This window comes from Ectobacillus sp. JY-23 (assembly GCF_023022965.1).
Lineage (GTDB): Bacteria > Bacillota > Bacilli > Bacillales > Bacillaceae_G > Ectobacillus.
Map to the genome: position 1 here is coordinate 1,093,327 of NZ_CP095462.1, position 12,897 is coordinate 1,106,223.

Sequence of the window (12,897 nt, forward strand, 5' to 3'; positions counted from 1 at the left end):
ATTGTTAGTATATGTGAAAAACGAAAAAACTCGCGCAAAGCGCGAGTTCTTTTTCAGGCTGTGGAGAAAGTGTTCTCCACAGCCGTTTTTTATGTTTATGACTTCTTTCCACTGTGCAAACTGATTAAAAAGGAGAGAAGGAGAGATTTGATATGATGGGTGCACTGAAAAATCACCGAGATGAGCGTGTTACGACTTCAATCGAAGAGCTTGTTCCACAAGATCACTTTTTACGAGCTGTAGAAGCCACAATAGATTTTGCTTTTATTGAGGAAAAGCTTCGCCCGTATTACTGCGAAGATAATGGGCGTCCTTCCATTCATCCCATCACTTTATTCAAGATGATTTTTATCGGTTACTTTTATGGAATCCGTTCCGAACGTCAGTTAGAGAAAGAAATTAAAATGAATCTAGCGTATCGGTGGTTTTTAGGCTTTTCTTTATCAGATCCTGTTCCTGATCACTCTACTATTAGTTGGAACCGACGTACTCGCTTTGTTCACACAACCATTTTTGAAGACATCTTTCAAGAGATTGTCAGACAAGCTCAATCCCACCGCATGGTGGGCGGTCGCGCTCTAATGACAGATTCTACGCACGTAAAGGCGAATGCAAATAAAAATAAGTATGTACAAAAGCTAAAAAAAGAACAGCCCAAAATCTATCTAGAAGAATTAGAAAAGGCTGTAACTGAGGATCGGCAAACAAACGGAAAAAAGAACTAAAACCTCGAAAGGAAGGCGAAGCCAAACAACCTACTTATATCCGTTCTAGTACAACAGACCCTGACAGTGGATTTCTAATGAGAGACGGAAAACCAAATGGGTTTCACTACCTCGATCATCGCACTGTCGATGCAAAATACAATATCATCACAGACACATATATTACGGCCGGGAATGTATCCGATTCTGGGCCGTATTTGGCACGTCTTAAAGCGCAAATAAAAACCTTTGGATTTCAGGTAGAAGCTGTGGCACTAGATGCGGGATACTTTACAGGTCATATTTGTAAAAATTTAGCGAAACAAAACATTTTTATGGTCATGGGATATCGTAGATTCGGAAAAACAAATAAAGAGGTACCAAAACGTTCTTTTCATTATGTAAAAGAGTCAAATCGCTTTGCTTGCCCGATGGGTTGTATCTTATCTTATGTGACGACAGACCGTGATGGAAATCGACAATATAAATCGAATCCAGATGATTGTGCGGCTTGTCCTCTTCGTCCCAAGTGTTTTTCTAAACAACAAAAAACGCGTACCATTACTCGACATATTTGGGAGGATTATAAGGACTTGGCTCGCGCCAACAAAAAGACAAGTGCCGGTAAGCGTCTGTACAAGCTACGTTGTTCTACAATTGAGCGCAGTTTTGCCGATGCGAAAGAACTTCATGGCTACCGGTATGCACGTTTTCGAGGGCGGGAGTCTGTCCAAATGCAGGCTTTTCTCACCGCAGCTTGTCAAAACATGAAAAAAATTGCCCTTCATCTGACCAAACAGGTCAGATGAAGGGCAATTCCTGTTTATTTTTACTTCATTTCAGACATAGTTTCCATAAAAATTGAAACTAGGGACAGAGTATTAAGAAACCTTTTAGGTTTCTCAACACTCTGGAAAAAACTCGCGCAAAGCGCGAGTTCTTTTTAACGTTTTCCTTTTTCGTACGGCGTACCAAGTGCTTTAGGAGCTTCAGAGCGTCCTACAAAACCTACTAACGCAAAAATAGTTAACACATACGGAAGAATAATTAATATCACTGGTGGAATGTTTTGTAACAGTGGAAGTGTTCCACCTGTTACTCCCAGAGACTGTGCAAACCCGAAGAACAATGCTGCCCCGAGCGCACCAATCGGATGCCATTTTCCAAAAATCATAGCGGCCAATGCAAGAAAGCCTTGTCCTGCAATTGTCCCACCTGAGAAGTTGTTCGAAATAGATGTCGCGAACACCGCACCGCCAAGACCTGCAAACATACCAGAAATAACAACAGCTGTGTAACGCATTTTATATACGTTAATACCCATTGTATCAGCCGCCATTGGATGCTCTCCCACCGCACGAAGACGTAAACCAAATGGCGTTTTATAGATGATATACCATACTAAAAATACCATGGCAATTGCAATATACGATGTTAGTGGAATCGACGTAAAGAACAGCTTTCCAATTACCGGAATATCAGAAAGAACAGGTATATCCATTTTGTCAACACGATATTGAATTACATCCGTTTGGCCTTTTCCAAATATCTTTTTAATAGCAAATACTGTTAGCCCGAGCGCCAAGAAGTTGATTGCCACACCACTGACAACTTGATCTGCTTTAAAAGTAATAGAAGCAACCGCATGAAGCAATGCAAACAAACCACAACCTACAGCAGCAATTAAAAGTGAAATCCAAGGTGTAGCAGCGCCCCACGTATCAGACATTAATAATGTTGTTACAATCCCAATAAACGCACCAAACAGCATTAAACCTTCCAGTGCAATATTTACAACACCAGATCTTTCACTAAACACACCGCCTAAAGCTGTGAAAATGAGAGGGGCTGCTGTATACAACGTTCCTTGTATGATAATAGCGAGAATATCCAAGAAGCTCATTTATTTGCCCTCCTTGCTAAAGCGATTTAAAGCCCAACGAATGACGTAACTACACGCTACAAAGAAGATAATACATGCGACAATAACATTGATAAGTTCAGACGGCACATTTGCTGTAAAGTTCATTTGCGGCGCTGCACTCTTTAATCCACCGAATAATAATGCTGATAAAATAATACCGAACGGATTATTCATACCAAGAAGCGCAACCGCAATTCCGTCAAATCCAACTCCCGTAAAGGCTGTCATTGCAGTCATGTACTGGAATGTACCTAAAGCTTCCATAGAACCAGCAATTCCAGCAAACGCACCAGCAATTGTCATGGAAAGAATAACGTTACGAGACACTTGCATACCAGCATAATGAGAAGCGTGTTGATTGTATCCTACTGCTTTTAATTCGTAACCCATAGTCGTGCGATCTAATAAAAACCACATCACGATGGTAGCAAACAACACGATGATAATTCCCCAGTGTAAGCGCGAACCATCTGTAATAGATGATAACCATGGAGATGCAAGAGAAGCAGTTGCTTTGACATCATATGTTTTTTCATTGCCGGCATGTAAAAAACGCTTAATTAAGTCATACGTCACATACAATGCTACGTAATTCATCATGATTGTTACAATAACTTCATTTACTTTAAACTTGCCCTTTAAGTAACCAGGAACAAACCCCCATAAGCCTCCCGCTACTGCAGCAACTAAGATAGACAACGGTAAATGAATAACTTTCGGTAAGTCAAACGCATATCCAACCCACACAGCAGCAAGCCAACCAACGAGCAATTGACCTTCTACTCCGATATTAAATAAACCTGTACGGAAAGCAAATGCCACAGACAAACCAGCTAACACAAGCGGTAACATCGTACGAATTGTTTCTCCGACAGCACGTGGGTTACCGAACATGCCTTCAATAAGTGCCGCATATCCAACAACCGGGTCATAGCCGCTCACAAGCATAACAATAGCTCCCATTAAAAGACCAAATAATGCTGATAATACAGGAACCAATATATTAATTGTGCGTGATGATAAAAATCCTTTATGCATGGTTGTCCACCTTCTCCCCTTGCGTTCCGCCCGCCATCAACAGGCCTAACTCTTGCTCGTTTGTTTCTTTCGCATTTACAATACCTACAATGCGCCCTTCGTAAATAACAGCAATGCGGTCACTTACATTTAAAATTTCATCTAATTCAAGTGATAAAAGTAAAACTGCTTTTCCGTTGTCACGTTGCTCAACAAGTTTTTTATGAATAAACTCAATTGCTCCTACATCTAGACCACGTGTAGGTTGTGCTGCAATTAATAAATCCGGATTACGGTCCACTTCGCGAGCAATAATTGCTTTTTGCTGGTTTCCACCTGATAAGGCGCGTGCAGGCGTATGTTCGCTTGGAGTGCGCACGTCAAATTGCTGAATTAACGACTTTGCTTTTTCGTATACCTTACCGAAGTTTAATATACCGTTTCTAGAAATAGGTGCTTTATAATAGGTTTGTAACACCATATTATCACCGATAGAAAAGTCTAGAACCAAACCGTGCTTATGGCGGTCCTGTGGAATATGTCCGACACCTTCTTCTGTAATACGGCGCGTAGGCCAGTTCGTAACATCTTTTTGATTTAATGTAATAGAACCTGACTCAACTTTTCGTAACCCTGTGATTGCTTCAATCAGTTCGCTTTGACCGTTACCATCTACCCCTGCAACTCCGACAATTTCTCCTGCACGAACAGTTAAGTCAAGGCCTTTTACAGCAGGTAAATTGCGGGCATCATGTACAACCAGATTTGAAATTTTTAATACATCCTGTTGTGGTTGGGCGTCTGACTTTTCAGTCTTGAAGTTAACTTCTCTTCCCACCATCAACTCTGCTAGCTCCTGCTCACTCGAGTTCTGAATGTCAACTGTTCCAATGCCTTTACCTTTACGAATAATTGTGCAACGATCGCACACTTCCATAATCTCTTTTAATTTATGTGTGATGAGGACAATAGATTTACCTTCTTGTACCAGGCGCTTCATAATGTTCATGAGTTCATGAATCTCTTGAGGTGTCAATACAGCTGTTGGCTCATCGAAAATTAAGATTTCGGCGCCGCGATATAATGTTTTCAAAATTTCAACGCGTTGTTGCATCCCTACAGAAATATCCTCAATTTTCGCATACGGATCTACTGCCAGTCCATACTGCTCAGATAATTGCTTAATCTCTGCAGCTGCGTCTTCAATATTGATTTTACCGCCCTTTTTAGGTTCATTTCCCAGAATAATATTTTCTGCGACTGTAAAATTGTGTACAAGCATAAAGTGCTGATGCACCATACCAATCCCTAAATCGTTTGCAATATTAGGACTTGTAATTTTAACAGCTTGACCTTTAATTTTGATTTCACCCTCTTCCGGCTGATATAAACCGAAAAGGATGTTCATTAGTGTCGATTTTCCGGCACCATTTTCCCCAAGCAATGCATGGATTTCACCTTTCTTTACTTGTAAGGTAATATCATCGTTTGCTTTAATGCCAGGGAAAACCTTTGTAATATGGTTCATCTCAATTACATATTCCATGAATTAACCCCCTATACATACAAAGGTTAGTTCCAAGAACTAACCTTTGCTATTTCTCTGTGTCTTATTTTTTCAGAGAAGCTTCATATGTTTTGTATTCTGCTTCAGTCGCAGGAACTTTTAATTGACCGTCAAGGATTTGCTTCTTGAACTCTTCTACTTTAGCCAATGCTTCTTTGCTCACATTTTCAGTTGTTTCAGCAATATCAATACCTTTGTCTTTCAAGCCAAACTCTTTAATAGCGCCGCCTTTAAGCGTGCCTTCTTTTGCTTCTTTAGCAACCTCTTCAACCGCAACATCTACACGTTTAACCATAGAAGTTAATGTAACGTTTTCAGGCATACCTTCTTGATGTTGGTCACGGTCAACACCAATTACCCATACCTTCTCACCTTTTTTCTTACGGTTTTTTGCTTCAGTGAACACGCCGTTACCTGTACCGCCTGCAGCATGGTAGATTACGTCCACGCCTTGTCCATACATTGTAGAAGCCAATTGTGTACCTTTTGCAATGTTGTTAAAATCACCTGCATATTGAGATACAACCTCAATGTTCGGGTTTACCGCTTTTGCACCCGCGATGAAGCCATATTGGAACTTTTTAATCAAATCGCTCTCTACGCCGCCGATAAAGCCAATTTTATTGGATTTTGTCGTCATAGCTGCTACCGCACCAACAAGGAAAGAACCTTCGTTCTCTTTAAATACGATGCTTGTCACGTTTGGTTTATCTACTACCATATCAACGATTGCAAACTGGCTGTCTTTTGCTTGGTCAGCAGCCTTACCAATTGCATCTGCCATCAGGAAGCCGATACCAAAAGTAATGTCAAATTTCGCTTCGCTAAATTTGTTTAGGTTGTTCAAGTAGTCAGATTCTTTTTCGGATTGCAAGTAACGATAACCTTCATTTTCTTTCAATCCATTTGCTTTACCAAACTTAGTTAACCCTTCCCAAGCTGATTGGTTAAAGGATTTGTCATTAACACCGCCAGTATCAGTAACCATACCTACTTTAAAGTCAGACGCTTTTTTGTCGCCACCTTTTTCTTCTGCTTTGTCTGTTCCGCAAGCACCTAATACTGTACTTGCTGCCAATGTTAAGGATAATAAAAGACCTGCTTTTTTCTTCATACTAGAACCCCTCCATAATATGCTTTTGCAGTTTTTGTATCTCTTTATCTACTGTCCCTTTTGAAAGGTGTCACCTCCTCAAAAGGATGAGGGACATTACATCCGTTTTCTTAGTACATGGAAGCTAAACTTATCTGCTCTGAAATAATTTAAAGAATACAAGATAGGCTCATCATTTTGATCGTAATGCATTTGCTTTAAAACAAGTAGTGCTGTTTCTGGATCACATTCTAAAATTGGTGACACCTTCGAATGATAGCCCAGCGGTTCAATATGAGCCACTGCATATGTCACACGTTTGTTTGTTTTTCTGTGAATAATACTCAGCAATGACTCTTCTTTATAGTCTGACAAATCCGGTAAAATATTATGCGGCATTTTATCAACACAATATACGACCGGTTCCCCATCTGCCGTTCTCACCCGCTCTATTGCAAGCGCTTCCACATTCTCTGTACAACGAAACTTCTCTTTCTCTTCTTCCGTCAAACTTGTAAGCGAAGATGATAGAAAGATAGTACCTGGTACTTTTTTGGCATCCGCAATCATATCAGTGATGCTGTAAAGCTGCTCAATCCCAGATGAGAAGAGCGGTGTAGCGTTTACAAAAGTACCAACACCATGACGGCGAAGCACGACATTTTCTTCTTCTAAAATGCGCAACGCCTCTCGCAAGGTCGCTCGAGAAACCCCAAGCTCCTTTGCCAAATCAAATTCCGAAGGCAATTTCTGCTTTTCTTTGTATACGCCTTCTTTAATGTCATCTTTAATCCGGTCTATCACTCGTAAGTAAAGATGCCGGTTATCTGACCTGATCGACATGCTAATCCCCCAGTGTTCCACTTATTCGACCTCTGATGTAAGACATCTTTTCGTCTTTTCCAACCTTACTATATCATGAAATTATAAAAATCAAAATATAAAAGTTGTAATTTGTCGAATAAATGTTAATAATTTTGCTAGCACAAATTTTTATATATTTATGCATAAAAAAAACCCCTATGCATCAGTATCTCTACGTCATGAGAAAACTAGAGCACAGGGGATGTGCGTCACCGCTCTCCTCATAGTCTAGCAATTTAAGGCTGCTAGGTAGAAACTTCTGGACCATATCTCCATGATTATATGAGGTATCTAATTCATTCTGAGGTAAATAATATCATAATATCCGTACATCGTCAACAACATTCGACAAAAATCTTCGGATATTACGAACTCATCTCTTCTATATCCTTAATAAGTACTTCTCTCGGTTTACTTCCCTCATATGGGCCTACTACACCGTTCGCCTCCATCACATCAATTAAACGCGCTGCCCTTGCATAACCGATCCGAAAACGACGTTGCAGCATAGACACAGATGCCGTTTGCATATCAATAACCAATTGGACTGCTTCTTCATATAAATCGTCACCGGATTCCTGTACAACATCTGCAATCGGTAAAATCATATCCTCTTGATATTGTGCTTTTTGCTGGGAAATAACGAACGATACAACATTTTCTACTTCCTCATCGGATAAAAAGGCCCCTTGTACTCGAACAGGCTTAGATGACCCTGTTGGTAAGAAGAGCATGTCGCCACGCCCTAATAATTTTTCGGCGCCACCCGCATCCAAGATTGTTCTTGAATCAGTCTGTGAAGACACTGCAAAAGCAATACGTGATGGGATGTTCGCTTTAATTACCCCTGTAATAACATCTACAGAAGGACGCTGCGTTGCCAATATTAAATGAATACCGGCTGCGCGTGCCATTTGTGCCAACCGCATAATAGCATCTTCAACATCTGATGAAGCCACCATCATTAAATCCGCAAGCTCGTCCACAATTACTACAATATATGGCAAACTTGGTTGCTTTGCTTCGGCTTGTTCGTTATATTGGCGCACATATTCATTATACCCCTCAATATTTCTCGTACCGCTATGTGCAAACAATTCGTAACGCCTTTCCATCTCACTTACGACTTTCTTTAGTGCCATAGATGCTTTTTTCGGATCTGTTACCACCGGTGCCAAAAGGTGTGGTACACCATTATATACATTGAGTTCAACCATTTTCGGGTCAATCATCATAAGCTTGACTTCATGAGGCTTCGCTCGCATTAAAATACTTGTGATAATCCCGTTAATGCAAACGCTTTTTCCACTTCCTGTGGCTCCAGCCACTAATAAATGGGGCATTTTATTAAGCTGTGCCATCACGGCTTCTCCAGTAATGTCACGGCCTAAGCCAATCAACAGAGGATCTTCGTTTCGACTTGCTCCTTTAGATTCCAAAACCTCACGCAACGTAACCATCGCAACCTCCGCGTTCGGCACTTCAATACCAACTGCAGATTTGCCAGGAATAGGAGCTTCAATCCGAATATCTTTCGCTGCCAATGCGAGCGCTAAATCATCACTTAAGCTAACAATTTTGCTAACTTTAACTCCCATATCCGGATACACTTCGTATTTTGTGACAGCCGGCCCTCTGTGAACCTTGGTTACTTTCGCCTTAACCCCAAAACTTTTAAAGGTTTGCTCCAGCTTTCTTGCATTTTTATAAATTAATTCATTTTCATCAGTTACATGACCATTTTCGGGTAAGCGAAGTAAATCCAAAGCGGGCAGCAAATAATCTTTATTCTCAATATTGGTAAACTGCATAGGCGGTCCTGGATCTACAACCTCTTCCGCTTCTATTCGTTGTTCTTTGACAATCTTTTCTTTTGTCACTATGGGCTCTGTAATGGTACGCTCAGCAAAATTTGAAATAATTGGCGGAACGCTTGACTCTTCCTCTGCTTCTTCAAACTCATCCTCTACCTCATCTTCTACAGCAGTCTCCATTACTTTACTTCGTTGTACCTTCTTTTTTTCAGTTTGCACAGCTGCTCTTCCTTCTCGCCACTCTTTATAATCTTGGCCGAACGCCTTCAATTGCTCACGTACGAGATACACCACTGGTGCAAGTATTTCACCAATATGTTTATTTGTGACACAAAGCAAGCCAAGAAGTACAAAAATGATACCTACAATGTATGCGCCTGCTTCATCAAATAAAAAGTAACAGCAAGCAAAAGCAACAGCTCCAATCATACCACCGCCTAGCTTTTGTGAGCCAACTTTCCCTTTTATTTCCATGAAAAATAGCTCTTTTGTACTCACTAGAACTGAAGGACTTGGGAACTGCCCTTTTTGCGTTAACATATTAAATAGTGCAATATGACTGAACATTAATAACGCAATAACAATTAAATATATACCTACTAAACGTTTATGTAATAAATTTGGCCAGTTTCGCTTCATCACAAAATAAATTGAAAGTGCAAATGCCGCACCCACTCCTGCCATGTACCATTCTCCAAAGAAAAAACGAAAAAATAAAACAAGTGCCTTCCCCACCATACCAAGGTGCAATATTGTAATGAGTGAGAGCGCAAAAAGAGTTAAGCCCACAATCTCATAATACATCGTAGGTTGTACGGATTTTCTTTCTTTATTCTTTTGTACTCTCTGCTTTTGTTTTGCCATTTTGCCACCTCTACAAACGTAAGAAAGCAGCCATAATTGGCTGCTACATTCTTTTTCTATAGTATACCATATTGCATGAGCAAATTCCTTCTTTTTCAACGAATCCATATTTGCTGACCCGGTTGATAACGCAAATAGTCTTGTGGATTGCTACTTAACACCCTTACAATAGCATGTCCTTGTTCTCCATTTGACTCTACCATCATTGCTACCCCATTACAGCTTACAATCTGTTGTTTATGAAATATCTGTTCATCAACAGGATAAATAAAATGCTCCGGTACTATTGTATATAAAATCATTGAACCATCTTCCCTTGCATGTCAATCATTTCATTCAGCTTACGGATGGCTTCTCCAATTCCTCCCACTTCGTCTATCAACCCATACTTAACCGCATCTGCACCAACCACATTTGTGCCAATATCGCGGGTCAAGTTTCCTTTCGCAAACATCAATTCCTTAAAGCGGTCTTCTGTAATTTTAGAATGCTTTGTCACAAATTTAATGACACGTTCCTGCATTTTATCAAGATACTCAAAAGTTTGAGGAACACCAATTACAAGTCCTGTTAAGCGAATTGGATGAATCGTCATAGTGGCCGTTTCTACGATATACGAATAGTCTGTTGCCACGGCAATTGGCACACCAATGCTATGTCCGCCACCAAGTACAATAGATACAGTAGGTTTTGACAACGATGCAATCATTTCTGAAATAGCTAAACCCGCTTCCACATCTCCACCTACTGTATTTAATAAAATAAGCAAGCCCTCTATTTTTGGATTTTGCTCAATTGCTACAATTTGAGGAATCAGATGCTCATACTTTGTTGTTTTGTTTTGCGGTGGAAGCTGTACATGTCCTTCAATTTGTCCAATAATAGTTAAGCAATGAATGCGCGATTCACTCATTTGCGGTACATTTGTCTGTCCAAGCTGCTGAATTTTTTCAACAAGGGAGTCTCTTGGGTCTTTTTTTTCCCCTTCTTCGTTCATTATATAATGTTCTGACATGATCATACCCCACTTTCATAATGATACCAATAGTATTTGTCATGTTTGGGTTTTCATGTAGGAAAAGAAAAAAAACACCGTCTCCCTAGGAATGAGCACAATCATACAATTATTCTTTTTCTTTTATTTTTTTGCTACTCATATGTGGAGAAAGCTACATGAGTTTATGTATTTCACATACAACATGCCGGATGCTAAAGCACCCGGCACATGTTGTAAGACTTAGTAGAAACCAATTCATTCGCTTACACTTCCATGATGATTGGTAAAATCATGGGACGACGTTTTGTTTTGTCAAACAAGAATTGACTTAACGACTCGCGCACACTTTGCTTGAGCGTGGACCACTCAACTGAAGATTCACGAATAGCTTTTTCTACAATTTCCTTTACCATCTTCCCGGAATCATCAATGAGCTTCTCTGATTCTCTTACATATACAAAGCCACGAGAGATGATTTCAGGACCAGATACAATTGCCTTTGTTTCTTTTTTTAAAGTAACCACAACAACAAGAATACCATCCTGAGACAATAGCTTCCGATCGCGCAAGACAATGTTTCCAACATCTCCAATACCTAGTCCGTCAATTAATACATTTCCGGCTTGCACTTTGCCACTTGCTTTGGGTTCTCCGTTACTAAACGAAATAACATCTCCCTTGTCCACAATAAAAATATCATTTTGATCCATACCAATTTCTCGAGCCAGCTTCGCATGCGCTTTTTGCATTCTAAATTCTCCATGTACCGGTAAGAAATATTTTGGCTTCATTAAATTCAGCATAAGCTTTAACTCTTCTTGACTGCCATGACCGGATACATGCACTTTCTTTTCACCATAATACACAACATTGGCACCCGCGCGGAATAACAGATCGATTGTTTTAGAAACAGATGTTTCGTTCCCTGGAATCGGTGAAGCAGCTATAATAACAGTGTCACCTTTTCGTATAGACATCTGTTTATGTGCATTCTTTGCCATACGTGAAAGAGCTGCCATTGGCTCTCCCTGACTTCCTGTTGTTAAAACAGCTACTTGACGCTCCGGGTAGTTATCAATATCCTGTAAGGAAATCATCATACCATCGGGAATGTGTAAATATCCTAGGTTATGAGCAATATCAACCACCTTCACCATACTGCGACCTACAACAGCTACTTTGCGGCCATGTTCATAAGCAGCATCAAATACTTGTTGAATCCGATGTACGTTGGATGCAAACGAAGCTACAAGAATACGACCTTCTGCTTTATAAAACTCTTTTGATATTTCGACCCCTACAGCACTCTCAGATCCTGTGTAGCCTGGTCTTTCTGCATTGGTACTATCTGATAATAAGCAAAGCACACCTTCATGACCAAGCTTTGCCATTTTACCAATATCTGCCCCGTACTTATCAACTGGTGTTTGATCAAATTTGAAATCACCCGTGTATACAATTGCTCCCTGAGATGTATGAAATGCAACTCCTACAGAGTCAGGAATGCTATGATTTGTTCGGAAAAATGAAACCGTTGTTGTTCTGAAATTGACCACTGAATTTGCATCAATGGTTTTTAGGGTAACCTTTCCGAGTAACCCTGCCTCGCTAAGCTTTGCTTCTACAAGACCCAATGTAAGCTTTGTCCCGTATACAGGAATATGCAGTTTTCTTAGTACGTATGCAATTCCACCAATATGATCTTCGTGACCGTGCGTTAAAAATAATGCTTTTACTCGTTCTTTATTTGTTTCTAAATATGTAATATCAGGAATGACAATATCAATTCCAAACATTTCTTCGTCCGGAAACATCAGCCCGGCATCCACTATGTAAATATCCGAATCAATTTCCACGCAATACATGTTTTTACCGATTTCCCCTACTCCTCCGAGGGCAAACACTTTTACTAATTCTGTTTCTTTAATTTCCACCTATCCTGCCTCCCAAATTTACTGCACAATCCCGTACTAAGTCACTTGAAATTATTATACCTGATAAAAGAATTAGAATACAAGCTAATTTCTAGTAGTGATATTTATACATAACAAAA

10 protein-coding genes and 1 riboswitch are annotated in these 12,897 nt (G+C 40.0%); of the genes, 1 reads left to right on the top strand and 9 read right to left on the bottom strand.

Annotated elements, in window-relative coordinates; translation table 11 throughout:
- Window positions 1-152 precede the first annotated feature (152 nt).
- Window positions 153-1,513, top strand: a protein-coding gene (locus tag MUG87_RS05685; RefSeq protein WP_247081727.1) for an IS1182 family transposase whose coding sequence is annotated in 2 segments (ribosomal slippage) — window positions 153-714 and window positions 714-1,513 — 1,362 coding nt in all. Because the reading frame shifts where the segments join, the coding sequence is not laid out codon by codon here.
- A gap of 134 nt (window positions 1,514-1,647) precedes the next feature.
- Here the strand turns inward: MUG87_RS05685 and MUG87_RS05690 are convergent.
- The 9 genes from MUG87_RS05690 to MUG87_RS05730 form a co-directional block, all read right to left on the bottom strand.
- Window positions 1,648-2,607, bottom strand: a complete 960-nt coding sequence (locus MUG87_RS05690; protein ID WP_247086371.1) for an ABC transporter permease — start codon at window positions 2,605-2,607, stop codon at window positions 1,648-1,650.
- Window positions 2,608-3,666: an ABC transporter permease gene (locus tag MUG87_RS05695; protein WP_247086373.1), complete on the bottom strand. Its 1,059-nt coding sequence runs from the start codon at window positions 3,664-3,666 to the stop codon at window positions 2,608-2,610.
- Window positions 3,659-5,191, bottom strand: coding sequence for an ABC transporter ATP-binding protein (locus MUG87_RS05700; protein WP_247086375.1), 1,533 nt, complete (start codon window positions 5,189-5,191; stop codon window positions 3,659-3,661). The genes MUG87_RS05695 and MUG87_RS05700 overlap by 8 nt, the downstream gene beginning before the upstream one ends.
- A gap of 64 nt (window positions 5,192-5,255) precedes the next feature.
- Window positions 5,256-6,326, bottom strand: a complete 1,071-nt coding sequence (locus MUG87_RS05705) for a BMP family lipoprotein (protein WP_247086377.1) — start codon at window positions 6,324-6,326, stop codon at window positions 5,256-5,258.
- A gap of 96 nt (window positions 6,327-6,422) precedes the next feature.
- A complete protein-coding gene (locus tag MUG87_RS05710) occupies window positions 6,423-7,148 on the bottom strand; it encodes a GntR family transcriptional regulator (protein WP_247086379.1) in 726 nt (241 codons plus the stop codon).
- Between the two features lie 225 nt (window positions 7,149-7,373).
- A riboswitch (purine riboswitch) is annotated at window positions 7,374-7,475 on the bottom strand.
- A 59-nt stretch (window positions 7,476-7,534) separates the two neighbouring features.
- On the bottom strand, window positions 7,535-9,847 hold the full coding sequence (locus MUG87_RS05715; RefSeq protein WP_247086381.1) for a DNA translocase FtsK: 2,313 nt from the start codon (window positions 9,845-9,847) through the stop codon (window positions 7,535-7,537).
- Window positions 9,848-9,942: 95 nt separating this feature from the next.
- On the bottom strand, window positions 9,943-10,149 hold the full coding sequence (locus tag MUG87_RS05720) for a YlzJ-like family protein (protein WP_247086383.1): 207 nt from the start codon (window positions 10,147-10,149) through the stop codon (window positions 9,943-9,945).
- Complete coding sequence (locus MUG87_RS05725; RefSeq protein ID WP_124563689.1) at window positions 10,146-10,862, bottom strand: ClpP family protease; 717 nt, start codon at window positions 10,860-10,862, stop codon at window positions 10,146-10,148. Before MUG87_RS05725 ends, MUG87_RS05720 begins: the two co-directional genes overlap by 4 nt.
- Window positions 10,863-11,107: 245 nt before the next feature.
- Window positions 11,108-12,778, bottom strand: a complete 1,671-nt coding sequence (locus MUG87_RS05730; protein ID WP_247086385.1) for a ribonuclease J — start codon at window positions 12,776-12,778, stop codon at window positions 11,108-11,110.
- Window positions 12,779-12,897: the final 119 nt, after the last annotated feature.

Excerpts from the sequence above, each read along its gene's own strand:
- MUG87_RS05690 (WP_247086371.1), bottom strand. The coding sequence starts at position 2,607 with ATGAGCTTCTTGGATATTCTCGCTATTATCATACAAGGAACGTTGTAT.
- MUG87_RS05695 (WP_247086373.1), bottom strand. The coding sequence starts at position 3,666 with ATGCATAAAGGATTTTTATCATCACGCACAATTAATATATTGGTTCCT.
- MUG87_RS05700 (WP_247086375.1), bottom strand. The coding sequence starts at position 5,191 with ATGGAATATGTAATTGAGATGAACCATATTACAAAGGTTTTCCCTGGC.
- MUG87_RS05705 (WP_247086377.1), bottom strand. The coding sequence starts at position 6,326 with ATGAAGAAAAAAGCAGGTCTTTTATTATCCTTAACATTGGCAGCAAGT.
- MUG87_RS05710 (WP_247086379.1), bottom strand. The coding sequence starts at position 7,148 with ATGTCGATCAGGTCAGATAACCGGCATCTTTACTTACGAGTGATAGAC.
- MUG87_RS05715 (WP_247086381.1), bottom strand. The coding sequence starts at position 9,847 with ATGGCAAAACAAAAGCAGAGAGTACAAAAGAATAAAGAAAGAAAATCC.
- MUG87_RS05720 (WP_247086383.1), bottom strand. The coding sequence starts at position 10,149 with ATGATTTTATATACAATAGTACCGGAGCATTTTATTTATCCTGTTGAT.
- MUG87_RS05725 (WP_124563689.1), bottom strand. The coding sequence starts at position 10,862 with ATGTCAGAACATTATATAATGAACGAAGAAGGGGAAAAAAAAGACCCA.